This is a genomic window from Neisseria sp. HMSC078C12 (assembly GCF_001838065.1).
Classification (GTDB): Bacteria; Pseudomonadota; Gammaproteobacteria; order Burkholderiales; family Neisseriaceae; genus Neisseria.
Genome location: NZ_KV835611.1, coordinates 199,563 through 214,190 on the forward strand (window position 1 = coordinate 199,563; position 14,628 = coordinate 214,190).

Genomic DNA, 14,628 nt, shown 5'->3' on the forward strand with positions numbered 1-14,628 from the left:
TGAATTTCAGACGGCCTTTAATATGATTACTGACAGATATAATCAGCCAACAGTCTGCCTTTTTCCGCACTGGCTGCATTGGCCATATTCACATGCCTGGTCTCAGGGCCATTCTTGGATTTCAGGGCTTCGCCATATTTTTTGGCAAACTCTTTATTGGCACTGGTCACTCTTGACTCAGTGGCATCCAATATAAACCCGTCTTGCTCATATTTGCCTTGCGCAGTGATAATCAAGATATTTTCAGGCGAAGGATAATCCGGAAAATTAACATAGTTGGTAACCAGCTTGTAGGAAACGCCTTTGCCGTGTTTCATATCCTGACAGATGCCGTTAGGCGCGGTAAAGACTGCATGGCCGATACGGCCGTGGCCGAAATCGTAAAAATCGATTCTCTTCGCAGAAGCCAATTGTTTTTTATCGTTGCCGTCATTTACATTTAATGACTTGCCGTTTACCAGAAACAGGGTTGGCAACAAGGGGCTGCCATGAGAGGCTTCCAAATTATATGCTTCGCCCAACAGCTTGCCTTGGCGATACACCGTCAAGACAGGCTTTTTCAGACCATTTTCCGGATTGCCGGTTTTCTTAAAAGAAATCTTCTGAACCACATTGCCAAATTCATAATAAGGTCGCGACTGCACACCTGTTTTCGTATCCTGCAGGGCGCTCCAGCTACCGTCCGTCGTTTGGGCGCATGCAGTCACGGCAGCAAACAGAATACCCGATAGTAAAACTTTAGAATGTTTCATTCATAAACTCCTTCTCAAGTAAACAAAAAAACGGATGTGTGCCTTTACTGCTTATTTTTGTTTCTTTCTTTATTAAAATTTTAGAACTATTGTACTAACTTAGCAAGGGATTAAAGAACAGGCCGTCTGAACATTCAGACGGCCTTGATTAACATCAATTCTTAAGAAGCCAAAACGCGGGGGAACAAAATCTCATTTTCCAAGTGGATGTGGTCTTTCAAATCGTCCACCATCTCTTTGGCCAATGCGTACAAACGGGTCCAGCTGCCGCAAGCGCCTTCGGGAAGCTCAAAATTATTGGTCAATTCTTCCAAGCGCGCGATGGCCTGATCGTGGTCTTCGTGTTCATGCATCATCACGCTGATGGGCATGGCCGCGCCGCGACCCACACCCTGATTAATCATCGGGAACAACATGCGCTCCTCTTTCATCATGTGCATCAACAGCTCGTTTTGCATATAGGCCAACAAATCAGGAACTTCGGCAGGGAAAGTATCGGCATGAACCTGCACCACTTTTTGCGCCAGCGGAACCAACTCTTCAAACTGGGCGCGGTGGACATTGTGGTAACGCTGCAGGATATGGTCGATGGTGGAATTGAAAGGTGCGGTTTCCCAAACGGTAAAGTCGGTCATGGCTGTGTTCCTTTAAAGATTGATATTGGATGAATGTTAGGCATAAGGATACACGCTGCTTGCGGCTTTGTATAGTTTTTTAATTGCTTAATTAATTGATAATAAAAGTTATTTTCAAAATTAAAATACCAAACAGGCCGTCTGAAACATAAAGTCAAAACTTCAGACGGCCTGCCCTTTTCTTAAATAATCCAACGATATAAGGCAATCATTACCGGCATGGTTACCACACAAAGCAAGGTCGTCAACCCATAAATCACACTGGCTTTTTGGGCATTTTTGCCGTAAACAACCGCCATTTGGGTAACTGTCGAAGCGGCAGGCGAAGTCGTTGCCAAAAAGCTGATTAACACAACCGTATCCGCATGCGCATCATGATGGGCAAAACCGCAGGCTTTAACGGCAAAAAGCAATAATACCGGAATCAAAATCAGCCTTAAAAAAGCAACGAGATAAAGCCTCGGTGTCCACACAATCGAACGCAACGGCAAAGAGGCCAAAAGCATGCCCGCCACCAACATGGCAACCGGGCCAATCATACTGCCCACCGTCGCCAAAGTATTATCGACAATGTGCGGCAGCTTGATTTGAAAGGCAAACATCAGCAGCCCGACCAACATGGATAAGATGTTGATATTGGTGAAAATGGTTTTCCAAGCCACATTGCCGCGACCGCAAATCAACAGGCGCAGATGCGTCCAAAACAAAAACGTCTGCACCAAGATAAAACCGGTGGTGTAAATCACCCATTCCGGCCCAAAGACCGACATCACCAAAGGAATAATCAGGTTGCCCGAATTGCTGTACACCGTCGCCGCGTGTTCGAGCGCATCGAGTTTGAACAAGTGTTTAAACAACCTGCCCAAAACAATCAACACCACATGAAAAAACACCGCCAGTATGATGGAAAGCTTCAGCCCTTCGATAATCTGCGGCGCATTGTCCATCTGAAAAGCATGAATCATGACAGACGGGCTGATTAGGTAAAGCGCAATGACGGAGAGTGTGTAGCTGTTTTCCGATTTCAACAGCCCGGCCTTCACCAAAGCCACGCCCATCAAAACAATCAACGTCAGCTCGGTAATTTTTCCGGCAAGCAGGAAAGAGGTTTCCATAACAAAAAAGGCGGCAAAAACATTGATTTTACGCTTCTACCGCTTGGCATGCCAAATTCAGACGGCCTGAAGCCTTTTTCCAACAACCCGACATAATTTGCCCTACCGCAAAGCAAACCAATATAAATCTGTCCGTATATCCGCTATAATCAGCCATTTTCTTCAAACAGGAAACATCATGTCCCCCAGCCGTTTCAATCAAACGGGCCCCAAAATCGGCCTGAGCGTACGCCTTGCAGAAACCCAAGCTGAAATCGAAGCCGCCCAAAGATTGCGCTATCAGGTTTTTGCCCAAGAATTGGGTGCGGAAATCGAAAGCAATGACGGCCGCGATGTCGATCCTTATGATGAGCATTGCCACCACCTGCTCGCGTTTGACGATGCAACCGGCGAAGTTATCGGCTGCTACCGCCTGATTACCGAAGAAACCGCAAAAAAAGTCGGCGGCTGGTACAGCGAGCATGAATTCGACCTTGAGCCTTTGAAAGACATCCTGCCGCAAACCGTTGAACTCGGCCGTGCCTGCACCCACCCGGACTACCGCAACGGCGGCTTGGTCATGCTGTTGTGGACCGGCTTGGTCAAATTCATGAAAGACGAAAACCTGCGCTTTATGATTGGTTGCGGCAGTATCGAAATGCGTGACGGCGGCAGCGATGCGGCCGGTCTGTATCATGCCTTGAAAGGCAAATACCTCGCTCCGGAACAATGGCGTGTCAAACCGCTTAACCCACTCAAATGGGACAGCATCACGCCATCTGAAAACCCACCCGTGCCCGCACTGATCAAAGGCTATCTCAAAGCAGGCGCGTGGTTTTGCGGCGAGCCTTGCGTCGATGAAGCGTTCAACTGCGCGGATGTGCTCATCATGATGGACATCAGCCACCTTTCCGACCGCTACTTGCAGCGTTTTGCCCCTAAAACCGAGTCATAATAAAAGGCCGTCTGAAACTCCAGACGGCCTGCCTCATCTTTTATAAAAACACACACAATGACCGCCAAAATACGTTTTATCTTCCGCCTCCTTTGCATTGCCGGCTGCCTTTTGTACGGCATGGCCGAAATGTTTTTTCTGTTTCCCTTTTACAGCAGCAAACGCAAACTGCGCGCGATTCAATTATGGTCGCTGCGCGTGCTTGCTTCCTGCGGCATGAAACTGCAAACTTTCGGCACGCCGCCGCAAGAAGGCCGCGGCCAGATGCTTATCAGCAACCATATTTCATGGTTGGACATTATGGCGGTCAACGGCGCTTTCCCCGGCCGTTTTGTAGCAAAAGATGATGTGGCAAAATGGCCGGTGGTCGGTTATCTCGCTACACAGGCGCAAACGGTTTACGTCTCGCGTAACCGCGGCATCAAAGGCAATTCCGCCAAAATCGCCGGCGTGACCGAAGCGCTGAAAAACGGCGATACCATCACCATTTTCCCCGAAGGCACCAGTACCGAAGGCCGTGAAATCCTGCCGTTCAAACCCAGCTTTTTTCAGACGGCCTACGATGCAGGCGTACCGATTATTCCGGCACTCTGCCGCTATCCGAATCCGGACGGCACCAGCCCCAATCCGCACACCGCCTACTACGGCGACATCAGCCTCTGGCAATCTATCTGCATGGTCATCAGCCAGCCTTCTAGCACGGTCGAGCTGCATTTCCTTGATCCGATTGAAGCGGGAGAAGACCGCTACGCTACCGCGCTTCAAGTACACGCCCTGTTGAGCGAAAAGCAAAAACAGTTGGGCTGAACAAAAAAAAGGCCGTCTGAATATTCAGACGGCCTTTTTCATTATCTTATGCCTTAAGATGAATATTGTACCGAATCGCTACCGCTTTTCTTTTGAATAAATTCAATTTTGTAGCCGTCCGGATCTTCGACAAACGCAATCACAGTCGTGCCGTGTTTCATCGGGCCGGCTTCGCGCACCACTTTACCGCCCTTTTCTTTGACACGTTCGCACGCGGCGTAAGCATCATCGACTTCAATCGCGATATGGCCGTAAGCATCGCCCAAATCGTAAGACTCGGTATCCCAATTGTGGGTCAGTTCCAAAACAGTATGGTCCGCTTCATCGCCATAACCGACAAAAGCCAAAGTAAAACGGCCTTCAGGATAATCGCGGCGGCGCAGCAATTGCATGTTCAATACGTTTTGATAAAAATCCAAAGAGCGTTCGAGATTGCCGACACGCAGCATAGTATGAAGCAAGCGCATGATTTTGTTCCTTTCTGAATTATGTTTGGTCATGAATTATAACACATCGGGCACCATCCTCTTCAGCCTCAAAATACCGACACTGAAACTGCATAAAAATGAAGCGTACACCCTGCCGTCATTTGAATTTCATGTATTAACAAGCACACCAACCGACTAAATTGCTATAATCGCCACACTTACAACACAACACTTCAAACCGTCATGAAAACCTTTGTTCTTCCCGATACCCGCCCTTATCCGCAAAGCCCTATCAAAAACCACCTTCTGCTCAATGCCTATCAACTGGCGCACAACTCCTCCTCCGCATCACGCAAACTTTCGGCCGGCCAACTGCAAACCGAAATCCGCACCATGCTCAGCCAAAACCATTACATCAACCTTTCATTGGCAATGACCATGGCGCCCGATGTCGGCACTTACACCAGCCTGATTCAAAGCGTAGGCGAAGTCCTGAAGGCAGAAAACGATAACGAAGCCCAATGGTTTGCCCTGCCTGTCGTTTTGGTCGCCGGTTGTAAAAAAGAACAAACCCTACCGCTCACACTGCCTACCGAAGCCCTCTTCGCCTGCCTGCAAAACTACCCCAACCTGCGCGCCCTCACGCAAAACACGCAATGGCTGCCCTACCTCGTCCAATCGACCGACTTGAGCAGCGTTACCCCGGGCGAATGGTTCCAAGCCAAGCAAAACGATGAAGCGGCAGGCGCATTCCTGCAAAAATTCGAATACAAACCATTGGCGCTGCCCGAAGGCCAATCCGTCCATGTTGTTTACGCGCTGGGCTACGGCAATAAAGACATTCAGACGGCCTTGGGCCTCAACCTGCAACAGGCAGGCCTGCCATTGATGCAGGTTTGGCAAGAGCATCTCGCCCTCGACGGCGTTACCCTCTTTACCAACCCGCTCTCACCCAATACGCCGCTTGACGCCCTGACCGACGGCAGCCACACCCGCCAACGCATGGCCATGGACGTTTTTGCCACCAACGCCATCCGCGCCATCCGCATGCAAAGCCCGCGCGTCGGTGTTGTTGCCGCAGCCAAGGCGGACGGCAAGCTCCAGTTCAGCTTCAACGCGACAGACAGCGCGTTTGAAATCGTTCCGCAGACCTTCACTTGGGAGCTGGCCTCAACCGACAATATCGCCATCGTGCAGCAAAACTTCCTCGACCTGATGGCCGAATGCCGTATCGAGCACCTCTACCTGCTGCACAACCCACTGGGCGAAAACGAAAACATCCCGACTTATGCCCAAGCATTGAAACTGGAAGGCCACAATCCTTTCTTCAGCAATGTAAACTAAATTGAAAATGCAACACGCAAGGCCGTCTGAAAACGGTTCAGCGTGTTGCATTGATTTTCAAACCTTACCGCTCATTTTCACAAACATGAAAACCCACAAAATCCTTTTCGTCTGCCTCGGCAACATCTGCCGCTCCCCCATGGCCGAATACGTCCTGCGCCACCGCGCCCGCGAAGCAGGCATGGGCAATGCCGTCATCTCAGCCAGCGCAGGCACATCAGGCTGGCACGACGGCGAAAACATGCACGAAGGCACACACCGCGTGCTCAAACAACACGGCATCGACCCGTCAGGCTTTACCAGCAGCAAAATAAAATCCAACGATGCCGAACATTTCGACTACATCATCGTGATGGACGACAACAACCTCAGAGAAACCGAAAAACAGCTCGGTTTCCACCCCGGCAAAATCTTCAAACTGACCGACCTTATCCCCGATTCAGGCTACAACCACGTTCCCGATCCGTGGTACACAGGCGACTTTGACGAAACTTACCGTCTGGTCGATGCCGGCAGTTTGGCCTTGTTGGAAAAATTGAAACAGGCTTAAACCGGCTTGAACAATAAAAGGCCGTCTGAACAGCTATCCGCAAAAGCCATGCTTTCGTGATGACCTGTTCAGACGGCCTTTATTAATCACCGCATCAACCCACGCGGTAAAACGCCAGGCTGCCCAATAAGTTCGGCAGATGTTTGACCTGCCGGTTGCCCGTCATGACCGCACGCTCAAGTACGCGGATTTTGTTTTTGGCACACAGCAAATCAAAATCTTTGAGGGTACACCAATGGATATTGGGCGTATCGTACCAATGATACGGCATCCGCTCGGAAACCGGCATATGGCCGCCAACGGCGATTTGAAAGCGGTTGCGCCAGTAGCCGAAGTTAGGGAAGCTGACGATGGCCTGTTTGGCCACGCGCATCAGGCAGCGCAGGATTTTTTCCGTGTTCTGCATGGCTTGAATGGTTTGGCTCAAGACAATCACATCAAAACTTTGATCGCCAAACGCCACCAAACCTTCTTCCAAATCGGCTTGAATGACGTTCACACCGCGGGATATGGCGGCAATCACGCTGTCGGTATCGATTTCAACGCCGTAGCCGGTGCAATTTTTATGTTCCACCAACGCGGCCAACAGCTCGCCGTCGCCGCAGCCTAAATCGAGTACGCGGCTGCCTTCGGGTATCCAATCGTAAATGAGTTGCAAATCGTCGCGCAGATTCATTTTTGGCAGTCCTTGTAAACGTTGTTCATATAAGCGGCAACCGCGCGGATATAGGCTTCGTCTTCCATCAAGAAGGCATCGTGGCCGTGATTGGATTTGACTTCAATGTACTGCACGGATTTTTGCGCGGCGATTAATGCCTTGACCAATTCATGCGAACGTTGCGGCGAGAAGCGCCAGTCGGTGCTGAAGCTGGCAACAAAAAATTTGGCCTGCACATTTTCCACGGCGCGCGTGAGGTTGTGGCCGTAATCGGCGGCCGGGTCGAAGTAGTCGAGCGCCTTGGTCATCAGCAGATAAGTGTTGGCATCGAAACGGCCGACAAACTTATCGCCTTGATAGCGCAGATAAGATTCCACTTCAAATTCAACGCCGTAGCCGTACTGATAGCCGTCTGATTTTAAAATGCGGCCGAATTTTTTACCCAAACCGTCTTCGGCAAGATAGGTAATGTGCCCCATCATGCGCGCGATACGCAAACCGCGTGAAGGAACGGTATGATGGCTGCGGTAATTACCTTCGTGGAAATCGGGATCGGTCAAAATCGCCTGGCGGGCAACATCGTTAAACGCGATGTTTTGGGTGGAAAGTTTAGGCGCGGAAGCGATAACGAGCGCGTGGGCAACGCGTTCGGGCAAAGAAATCGTCCATTGCAATGCCTGCATGCCGCCCAAGCTGCCGCCGACAACGGCCGCCCATTTTTGGATGCCGAGATAATCAGCAAGCATGGCTTGGGACTTCACCCAGTCTTTGACGGTTACAACCGGAAAATCCGCACCATATTCGCGGCCGGTTTCAGGATTCTCGGACAAAGGGCCGGTGCTGCCGTCGCAGCCGCCCAAGTTGTTCAAACCGACCACAAAAAAGCGTTCAGTATCGATGGGTTTGCCGGGGCCGACCATATTGTCCCACCAACCGGCGTATTTATCCTCCGCACTGTGCTTGCCGGCAACATGATGATTGCCTGACAGGGCGTGGCAGATAAGGACGGCATTGCTTTTGTCGGCATTGAGTGTGCCGTAGGTTTCAATCATCAGGTCGAAACGGGGTAAGGTTTTGCCGTTTTCCAGAGCAAGCGGTGTGTCAAACGGAATTTTCCGGGGCGTTACAATGCCCACTGAGGCATTTGTTGTCATTTGTAATTTCCAAGTGATGCGGCAAAAGGGGTATTATAACGTTTCGTTTTTGTTTTGTGCATGAGGCTTCAGACGGCCTGCCCTAATTTAGAGGCAATATTTTTGGGAGGATGTGGAATGATAGGCAGGCTTTTGCGATTTTTTTTCTTTTTCGCCATCGCGGCATTGATTGTGAACCGTCTGTTCAGCCGCCAACAAAAGCGCACCATTCGGGAAATCGCCAAAATCAGCGCGTGGGTATTGCTGGGTGCGGCGGTGGCTACGCTGTTTTGGTATTTGGTGATGCTGTTTTTCAAGCATATTCCCAATTCTTATTGAAATAAAATATAAAAGGCCGTCTGAAAACCTTAATCCAGCGTTTTCAGACGGCCTTTTGATATTCAAACTTAAAACAGCTCTTCCGGAATCTTGCAAACCGGAATCGGATTGACTTTGTGCTGCATGGCTTTGTGCAACCGGGTATAGATTGCCAAAACTTCGCGCTGCCTGCCCTCAAAATCTTCAGGCTTGTGGCTGCCGTACACGCTCATTGCCCATTCGAGTTCGGGATAAGATGCGCCCATTTGCTCTTCATCGGTACGCTCGGTATCCCAAAGGCCGTCTGTCGGCACGGCTTTTTGAATGTCTTCCGATACGTCCAACTCGGCTGCCAGCGCGTACACTTGAGTCTTGGTCAAATCGGCAATCGGGCTGATGTCCACACCGCCGTCGCCGTATTTGGTGAAGAAACCGACGCCGAAATCTTCAATTTTATTGCCCGTCCCCGCCACCAGCAAACCATGCAGCTGGCCGTAATAATAAAGCGTCGTCATGCGCAGGCGGCTGCGTGCATTGGCCAGTGCCAGCTGTTTATTGGGAAATTCGGTTTCGCTGACGTCAACGGTATCGGCAAACTTATCGAACGCCGGAGTCAAATCAACGCTTTGCGCTTTTACATTGGGATAACGCTGTTTCAGACGGCCCATGTGTTCTTGTGCGCGGTTGACTTGGTCGGACTTCTGACGAATCGGCATTTCCAACAACAAAACCGACAAACCGGTTTGCGCGGCAAGTGTAGAAACCACGGCAGAATCGATGCCGCCGGATACGCCGACGACAAAACCTTTGGCATGCGCCTGCTCGGCGTAATCTTTGAGCCATTGAACGATATGGCGGATGATGGCTTGGGTTTGCATAGGGATAAATGTTCGCTTCAAATAAACCGAATGATAGCCTGATTTGCACTTACCTGAAAGACGACAGGGTATAATGTTTCTTTTATTTCTTGCACACACACCATGTCCAAACCCATTCTTTTGCGCTGGCTCGCCGTCTGCCTGATTCCGCTTGCCACCCTTTTGTGGTTTGCCCTCAACCCGCCCGAAGACAAAACGCAACACCTCATCAACGGTATCATCCTTGCCTGCGAAGCCACGTTCCTATTTAAATTCGTCCTCTTTGACGTCATCAAACACCACCTCAAACAAGAGCCTGAATTGAAACGGCAAAGCATATGGATGTTTATTCCGATTGTTTTGCTGATTGTTTATTTGTTCCACTATTTCGGCGCATTCTGATGTTTTCAGACGGCCTTGGGCATATTTTTCCATGACCACTCCCCCACCTTATACCTGCTGGATTTTCTGCAACGTCATCGACAACTTCGGCGACATCGGCGTTTCATGGCGGCTGGCGCGTATTTTGCAACGCGAACTCGGCTGGCAAGTGCATTTATGGACAGACGATTTCCCGTCCCTTCAAGCACTCTGCCCTGATTTGGCCTCGATTCCCAACATCCATCAAGACATCGGCATTCACGCTTGGCAAGCCGACCATGCCGAAGATACCGATACAGCCCCTACTCCCGACATCGTCATCGAAACCTTCGCCTGCGAACTGCCCGACAACGTTCAAACCATCATCCGCCAACACCAACCGCTTTGGCTCAACTGGGAATACCTCAGCGCGGAAGACAGCAACGAGAGGCTGCACTTAATGCCCTCGCCCCAAGCCGGCGGCATACAGAAATATTTTTGGTTTATGGGTTTCAGCGAAAAAAGCGGCGGCCTGCTGCGCGAACGTGATTACGCCGAATTTGCCCGCTTTGATACGGAAACCTTACGCCGACAACTCAAACTTCCCGCAAAAAACACGCCCGAATGGCTGCTTTTCGGCTATCAAAGCGATATTTGGGTAAAATGGCTGACCATGTGGCAACAGGCCGGCCAACCCATCACCTTGCTGCTTGCAGGTACACAAATCATCGCCAGCCTGAAAAACAGCGGCCTAGTGCCGCAAAACGCCCTCCTTGAAGACGGCGATGTGTATCAGAGCGAACACGTTACCCTAATCAAAATCCCTTTCGTTGCCCAACAAGATTTCGACAAACTGCTCAACCTTGCCGACGGCGCCGTCATACGCGGCGAAGACAGCTTTATTCGCGCCCAGCTCGCCGGAAAACCTTTCTTTTGGCACATCTACCCGCAAGAAGAAAATATCCATCTCGACAAGCTGCACGCGTTTTGGGACAAAGCGCATCAGGTTTATCCGGATGTTGTCGCCACGGCACACCGCCTCCTTTCCGACGAACTCAACAACGGCGAAGCACTCAGCGACAGCCAACGCCTGCAGGCATGGCAAACCCTGACGGCACACCAAAACGAATGGCGCCAAAGCACGGCAAAATGGCGGGACGGACTTTTTGCCCAAAAAAGTGCCGTCGAAAAACTTGCCGCCTTTATTTCAAAGCACAAAAAAATACGCTAAAATAGCGCGTTTTATTACAACCGATTTGATTGGAAAACCACAATGAAAACAGCACAAGAACTGCGCGCCGGCAACGTATTCATGGTCGGCAACGATCCTATGGTCGTTCAAAAAACCGAATACATCAAAGGCGGCCGCTCTTCCGCCAAAGTCAGCATGAAACTGAAAAACCTGCTGACCGGTGCCGCTACTGAAACCATTTACAAAGCCGACGACAAATTCGACGTCGTGATCCTGTCCCGCAAAAACTGTACTTACAGCTACTTTGCCGACCCAATGTACGTCTTCATGGACGAAGAGTTCAACCAATACGAAATCGAAGCCGACAACATCGGCGACGCGTTGAAATTCATCGTTGACGGCATGGAAGACCAATGCGAAGTTACTTTCTACGAAGGCAACCCAATCTCCGTAGAATTGCCTACCATCATCGTTCGCGAAGTTGAATACACCGAGCCTGCCGTTAAAGGCGATACTTCCGGCAAAGTGATGAAAACCGCACGTCTGGTCGGCGGCACTGAAATCCAAGTGATGTCTTACATCGAAAACGGCGACAAAATCGAAATCGATACCCGTACCGGCGAATTCCGCAAACGTGCTTAATCAGCCCGTAACACAAAAAGGCCGTCTGAATATTCAGACGGCCTTTTTCTCAATCTGCCTTATTGTTTCTTCAAGCCCTTAGCTGCGACAGTCGCAATCGTACCATCAATGCCTTTGCTCTTAATCAGCTCGCCAAATTGGTTGCGGTATACCGTTACCAAGCTGGTACCGTCCACGCGGATGTTGTAAATCTTATACGCACCGCCGCTTTGGTAAAGCTGGTAGGCCACTTCATACTTGGTGCCTTTTTTGGTCTGAATTTCCGAGAAAACGTCAAACTTATTGCCGTTTGCCGTCATCTTCGGCAACAGGCGCACATTCGCATCCGCGGCACCAATCAGTGCAGAGTGTGAGTACATCGCAATAACCATATCTTTGAATGCACGGATAAAATCGGTTTTCTGTTTGGCAGAAAATTCACGCCATGGCGCGCCGACAGCCAAAGCCGAAATACGTTCATAATCCAGATAACGGTTGGCATACTGCTCAACCTGTTTCACACGTTGAGCTTCTGTCAAAGAAGTATTGCGTGCAATTTTCAACACAGCATCAATGTTCTGCTGCATCTGCTTTTGTGCCGGATGCGTTTCCGCCGCCACATAAGGCGCGGCAATCACCATCGGTGTGGCCACAATCAAAGTCTGAAGAAAACGGTTCATGATGATATCCATCCAAAATAAAACCGCATTGTAAAAACAATCTATTCCAAAAAACTTAATTCTTTGTAAAAGCAGTCATGAGCAATGAAAAATCCTGCAATTAAATTTCAGACGCCCCGATAAAAATAAGATAACATATAAACGCTATTTTCAAAGGAGGAAGCCATGCCCTACGTCAACATCAAAGTAACCGGCGGCAACGAAGCCCCGAGCGCGGAGCAAAAAGCCGAATTGATCCGCGGCGTCACCGAATTACTCTCACGCGTTCTCAACAAAAACCCTGAGACAACCGTCGTCGTCATCGACGAAATCGATATGGACAACTGGGGCATAGGCGGTAAAAGCGTGACGGTTCGCCGTGCCGAAGCGCGCAATAAGTAAGCCTTGGCCGTCTGAAGCCCTTTTAATTTACCCGCAAAAAGAGTACATTTATCCCATTGTTAACAATTTTACGGAACACACATCATGGAGAAATTCCCCAAATCATCCAAACTGGATCACGTTTGCTACGACATCCGCGGCCCGGTTCACAAAAAAGCCCTGCAACTGGAAGAAGAAGGCAACAAAATCCTCAAACTCAATATCGGCAATCCGGCTCCGTTCGGCTTTGAAGCGCCTGATGAAATTTTGGTTGACGTCATCCGCAACCTGCCGACTTCACAAGGCTATTGCGACTCCAAAGGCCTTTATTCCGCACGCAAAGCCATCGTCCACTACTACCAAACCAAAGGACTGCTCGACGTTACCGTCAACGACGTTTACATTGGCAACGGCGTCTCCGAATTGATTACTATGTCCATGCAGGCGCTGCTCAACGACGGTGACGAAATCCTGATTCCCGCACCGGACTATCCTTTGTGGACCGCCGCCGCAACACTGGCAGGCGGCACCGTCCGCCATTATCTATGCGACGAAGAAAACAACTGGTTCCCCAACCTGGCCGACATGGAAGCCAAAATTACGCCTAAAACCAAAGCCATCGTCGTCATCAATCCCAACAACCCGACAGGCGCGGTGTACAGCAAAGAAATCCTGCTCGAAATCGCCGAATTGGCGCGCAAACACGGCCTGATTATTTTTGCCGACGAAATTTACGACAAAATCCTCTACGACGACGCAGTACACCACCATATCGCCGCGCTCGCCCCCGACCTCCTGACCGTAACATTCAACGGCCTCTCAAAAGCCTACCGCGTTGCCGGATTCCGTCAAGGCTGGATGATACTCAACGGCCCGAAACATCATGCAAAAGGCTATATCGAAGGCTTGGACATGCTCTCGTCTATGCGCCTTTGCGCCACCACACCCATGCAACACGCCATTCAGACGGCCTTAGGCGGATACCAAAGCATCAACGAATTCCTCCTCCCCGGCGGCCGCCTGCTCGAACAACGCAACAAAGCATGGGAACTGGTCAACCAGATTCCCGGCGTATCCTGCGTCAAACCCATGGGCGCATTGTATATGTTCCCCAAAATCGATACCGAAATGTACAGCATCCACGACGACATGAAATTCATCTACGACTTACTCGTACGTGAAAAAGTCCTGTTCGTCCAAGGCACAGGCTTCAACTGGATACGCCCCGACCACTTCCGTATCGTTACCTTGCCGCCCGTTCATCAAATTGAAGAGGCCATGGGCAAACTCGAACGCTTCCTGCAAAACTACCGTCAATAAAAAACCTAAACAAAGAGGCCGTCTGAAAAAGCAAACCACTGTTCAGACGGCCTTTTTAATCAAACAGCAACTTGGCAAAGCCCGCCGACATGCGTATAATCAACCCTTCCTATCTGGGGGCGATCTTGGTTTCGACGGGGGTTGCAAAGCAGATGCGGGCATACCGGGGTCTCAGATTTCCCGTTAAACACTGAATCAAAATAGTCGCAAACGACGAAACTTACGCACTGGCCGCTTAAGGCCTGCCGTTGCAGCAGTTGGTCAATGGGCTGTGTAGCGCAAGCTACCGCAACGTCATTCTACATTGACTGGTTTTCTGTCGGGTTACTTGGCAGGAAACGAGATTTAAGGTAACTGGTTCCCTGAAGGCCTGTTGGTCGGCATGATGGGGACGAGATTCTAAATAGACACAACTAAGTATGTAGAACGCTCTGTAGAGGACTTTCGGACGGGGGTTCGATTCCCCCCGCCTCCACCAGATTTAAAGCGCAAACTTTTGATTTAAAAAGGTTTGTGCTTTTTTATAAACTTAAAACAGGCCGTCTGAAACGTTTCAGACGGCCT

At 50.1% G+C, this 14,628-nt stretch carries 18 protein-coding genes and 1 other RNA gene; 11 read left to right on the forward strand and 8 right to left on the reverse strand.

Going from position 1 to position 14,628, the window contains the following annotated elements; genetic code table 11:
- Positions 1 to 26 precede the first annotated feature (26 nt).
- From HMPREF2596_RS07665 to HMPREF2596_RS07675, 3 genes are all read right to left on the reverse strand, one after another.
- On the reverse strand, positions 27 to 752 hold the full coding sequence (locus HMPREF2596_RS07665; protein ID WP_070850613.1) for a DUF8095 domain-containing protein: 726 nt from the start codon (positions 750 to 752) through the stop codon (positions 27 to 29).
- A 161-nt stretch (positions 753 to 913) separates the two neighbouring features.
- Complete coding sequence (gene dnrN, locus HMPREF2596_RS07670) at positions 914 to 1,387, reverse strand: iron-sulfur cluster repair protein DnrN (protein ID WP_070850614.1); 474 nt, start codon at positions 1,385 to 1,387, stop codon at positions 914 to 916.
- A gap of 182 nt (positions 1,388 to 1,569) precedes the next feature.
- Positions 1,570 to 2,502: an AEC family transporter gene (locus HMPREF2596_RS07675; protein WP_070850615.1), complete on the reverse strand. Its 933-nt coding sequence runs from the start codon at positions 2,500 to 2,502 to the stop codon at positions 1,570 to 1,572.
- A 178-nt stretch (positions 2,503 to 2,680) separates the two neighbouring features.
- Here HMPREF2596_RS07675 and HMPREF2596_RS07680 point away from each other — a divergent pair, with 178 nt between their 5' ends.
- Together HMPREF2596_RS07680 and HMPREF2596_RS07685 are read left to right on the forward strand one after the other, a co-directional pair.
- A complete protein-coding gene (locus tag HMPREF2596_RS07680; protein ID WP_036490548.1) occupies positions 2,681 to 3,436 on the forward strand; it encodes a GNAT family N-acetyltransferase in 756 nt (251 codons plus the stop codon).
- 57 nt (positions 3,437 to 3,493) lie between these two features.
- Positions 3,494 to 4,243, forward strand: a complete 750-nt coding sequence (locus HMPREF2596_RS07685) for a lysophospholipid acyltransferase family protein (RefSeq protein WP_070850616.1) — start codon at positions 3,494 to 3,496, stop codon at positions 4,241 to 4,243.
- Positions 4,244 to 4,296: 53 nt separating this feature from the next.
- Here the strand turns inward: HMPREF2596_RS07685 and gloA are convergent, their stop codons facing one another.
- Positions 4,297 to 4,710 carry a lactoylglutathione lyase gene (gene gloA / locus HMPREF2596_RS07690; RefSeq protein ID WP_049348681.1) on the reverse strand — a complete coding sequence of 138 codons (414 nt, stop codon included), beginning with the start codon at positions 4,708 to 4,710 and terminating at the stop codon, positions 4,297 to 4,299.
- A gap of 204 nt (positions 4,711 to 4,914) precedes the next feature.
- Between gloA and HMPREF2596_RS07695 the strand changes: the two genes are divergently transcribed.
- Positions 4,915 to 6,015 carry a conjugal transfer protein gene (locus HMPREF2596_RS07695; protein WP_070850617.1) on the forward strand — a complete coding sequence of 367 codons (1,101 nt, stop codon included), beginning with the start codon at positions 4,915 to 4,917 and terminating at the stop codon, positions 6,013 to 6,015.
- An 85-nt stretch (positions 6,016 to 6,100) separates the two neighbouring features.
- Positions 6,101 to 6,565 (forward strand): low molecular weight protein-tyrosine-phosphatase, encoded by a 465-nt coding sequence (locus HMPREF2596_RS07700; RefSeq protein WP_070850712.1) that lies wholly within the window; start codon positions 6,101 to 6,103, stop codon positions 6,563 to 6,565.
- A gap of 94 nt (positions 6,566 to 6,659) precedes the next feature.
- On the opposite strand, the gene metW is transcribed toward HMPREF2596_RS07700, so the two are convergent.
- Together metW and HMPREF2596_RS07710 are read right to left on the reverse strand one after the other, a co-directional pair.
- Positions 6,660 to 7,241, reverse strand: coding sequence for a methionine biosynthesis protein MetW (gene metW / locus HMPREF2596_RS07705; RefSeq protein ID WP_004519858.1), 582 nt, complete (start codon positions 7,239 to 7,241; stop codon positions 6,660 to 6,662).
- Positions 7,238 to 8,377, reverse strand: a complete 1,140-nt coding sequence (locus HMPREF2596_RS07710) for a homoserine O-succinyltransferase MetX (RefSeq protein WP_036490538.1) — start codon at positions 8,375 to 8,377, stop codon at positions 7,238 to 7,240. The genes metW and HMPREF2596_RS07710 overlap by 4 nt, the downstream gene beginning before the upstream one ends.
- A gap of 117 nt (positions 8,378 to 8,494) precedes the next feature.
- Here HMPREF2596_RS07710 and HMPREF2596_RS07715 point away from each other — a divergent pair, with 117 nt between their 5' ends.
- Entirely contained in the window at positions 8,495 to 8,695 is a 201-nt protein-coding gene (locus tag HMPREF2596_RS07715; protein WP_070850618.1) for a protein MIGRI, read from the forward strand.
- A 68-nt stretch (positions 8,696 to 8,763) separates the two neighbouring features.
- Here the strand turns inward: HMPREF2596_RS07715 and nadE are convergent, their stop codons facing one another.
- Positions 8,764 to 9,552, reverse strand: a complete 789-nt coding sequence (gene nadE / locus HMPREF2596_RS07720) for an NAD(+) synthase (RefSeq protein WP_070850619.1) — start codon at positions 9,550 to 9,552, stop codon at positions 8,764 to 8,766.
- A 102-nt stretch (positions 9,553 to 9,654) separates the two neighbouring features.
- On the opposite strand from nadE, the gene HMPREF2596_RS07725 reads away from it, so the two are divergent.
- Genes HMPREF2596_RS07725 through efp form a run of 3 tightly spaced genes read left to right on the forward strand, consistent with a single transcriptional unit; the run spans position 9,655 to position 11,725 of the window.
- Entirely contained in the window at positions 9,655 to 9,933 is a 279-nt protein-coding gene (locus tag HMPREF2596_RS07725; protein WP_003747149.1) for a hypothetical protein, read from the forward strand.
- 31 nt (positions 9,934 to 9,964) lie between these two features.
- Complete coding sequence (gene earP, locus HMPREF2596_RS07730) at positions 9,965 to 11,122, forward strand: elongation factor P maturation arginine rhamnosyltransferase EarP (RefSeq protein WP_070850620.1); 1,158 nt, start codon at positions 9,965 to 9,967, stop codon at positions 11,120 to 11,122.
- Positions 11,123 to 11,164: 42 nt separating this feature from the next.
- Positions 11,165 to 11,725 (forward strand): elongation factor P, encoded by a 561-nt coding sequence (gene efp / locus HMPREF2596_RS07735; RefSeq protein WP_036490530.1) that lies wholly within the window; start codon positions 11,165 to 11,167, stop codon positions 11,723 to 11,725.
- A 59-nt stretch (positions 11,726 to 11,784) separates the two neighbouring features.
- Here the strand turns inward: efp and HMPREF2596_RS07740 are convergent, their stop codons facing one another.
- A complete protein-coding gene (locus HMPREF2596_RS07740; RefSeq protein WP_070850621.1) occupies positions 11,785 to 12,384 on the reverse strand; it encodes an MlaC/ttg2D family ABC transporter substrate-binding protein in 600 nt (199 codons plus the stop codon).
- A 165-nt stretch (positions 12,385 to 12,549) separates the two neighbouring features.
- On the opposite strand from HMPREF2596_RS07740, the gene HMPREF2596_RS07745 reads away from it, so the two are divergent.
- The 3 genes from HMPREF2596_RS07745 (at position 12,550) to ssrA (ending at position 14,542) form a co-directional block, all read left to right on the forward strand.
- Complete coding sequence (locus tag HMPREF2596_RS07745; protein WP_049333410.1) at positions 12,550 to 12,765, forward strand: tautomerase family protein; 216 nt, start codon at positions 12,550 to 12,552, stop codon at positions 12,763 to 12,765.
- 84 nt (positions 12,766 to 12,849) lie between these two features.
- Complete coding sequence (locus tag HMPREF2596_RS07750) at positions 12,850 to 14,064, forward strand: pyridoxal phosphate-dependent aminotransferase (RefSeq protein ID WP_049348675.1); 1,215 nt, start codon at positions 12,850 to 12,852, stop codon at positions 14,062 to 14,064.
- 115 nt (positions 14,065 to 14,179) lie between these two features.
- Positions 14,180 to 14,542, forward strand: a transfer-messenger RNA (tmRNA) gene (gene ssrA, locus HMPREF2596_RS07755).
- The last annotated feature ends 86 nt before the right edge of the window (positions 14,543 to 14,628 follow it).

Excerpts from the sequence above, each read along its gene's own strand:
- HMPREF2596_RS07665 (WP_070850613.1), bottom strand. The coding sequence starts at position 752 with ATGAAACATTCTAAAGTTTTACTATCGGGTATTCTGTTTGCTGCCGTG.
- dnrN (WP_070850614.1), bottom strand. The coding sequence starts at position 1,387 with ATGACCGACTTTACCGTTTGGGAAACCGCACCTTTCAATTCCACCATC.
- HMPREF2596_RS07675 (WP_070850615.1), bottom strand. The coding sequence starts at position 2,502 with ATGGAAACCTCTTTCCTGCTTGCCGGAAAAATTACCGAGCTGACGTTG.
- HMPREF2596_RS07680 (WP_036490548.1), top strand. The coding sequence starts at position 2,681 with ATGTCCCCCAGCCGTTTCAATCAAACGGGCCCCAAAATCGGCCTGAGC.
- HMPREF2596_RS07685 (WP_070850616.1), top strand. The coding sequence starts at position 3,494 with ATGACCGCCAAAATACGTTTTATCTTCCGCCTCCTTTGCATTGCCGGC.
- gloA (WP_049348681.1), bottom strand. The coding sequence starts at position 4,710 with ATGCGCTTGCTTCATACTATGCTGCGTGTCGGCAATCTCGAACGCTCT.
- HMPREF2596_RS07695 (WP_070850617.1), top strand. The coding sequence starts at position 4,915 with ATGAAAACCTTTGTTCTTCCCGATACCCGCCCTTATCCGCAAAGCCCT.
- HMPREF2596_RS07700 (WP_070850712.1), top strand. The coding sequence starts at position 6,101 with ATGAAAACCCACAAAATCCTTTTCGTCTGCCTCGGCAACATCTGCCGC.
- metW (WP_004519858.1), bottom strand. The coding sequence starts at position 7,241 with ATGAATCTGCGCGACGATTTGCAACTCATTTACGATTGGATACCCGAA.
- HMPREF2596_RS07710 (WP_036490538.1), bottom strand. The coding sequence starts at position 8,377 with ATGACAACAAATGCCTCAGTGGGCATTGTAACGCCCCGGAAAATTCCG.
- HMPREF2596_RS07715 (WP_070850618.1), top strand. The coding sequence starts at position 8,495 with ATGATAGGCAGGCTTTTGCGATTTTTTTTCTTTTTCGCCATCGCGGCA.
- nadE (WP_070850619.1), bottom strand. The coding sequence starts at position 9,552 with ATGCAAACCCAAGCCATCATCCGCCATATCGTTCAATGGCTCAAAGAT.
- HMPREF2596_RS07725 (WP_003747149.1), top strand. The coding sequence starts at position 9,655 with ATGTCCAAACCCATTCTTTTGCGCTGGCTCGCCGTCTGCCTGATTCCG.
- earP (WP_070850620.1), top strand. The coding sequence starts at position 9,965 with ATGACCACTCCCCCACCTTATACCTGCTGGATTTTCTGCAACGTCATC.
- efp (WP_036490530.1), top strand. The coding sequence starts at position 11,165 with ATGAAAACAGCACAAGAACTGCGCGCCGGCAACGTATTCATGGTCGGC.
- HMPREF2596_RS07740 (WP_070850621.1), bottom strand. The coding sequence starts at position 12,384 with ATGAACCGTTTTCTTCAGACTTTGATTGTGGCCACACCGATGGTGATT.
- HMPREF2596_RS07745 (WP_049333410.1), top strand. The coding sequence starts at position 12,550 with ATGCCCTACGTCAACATCAAAGTAACCGGCGGCAACGAAGCCCCGAGC.
- HMPREF2596_RS07750 (WP_049348675.1), top strand. The coding sequence starts at position 12,850 with ATGGAGAAATTCCCCAAATCATCCAAACTGGATCACGTTTGCTACGAC.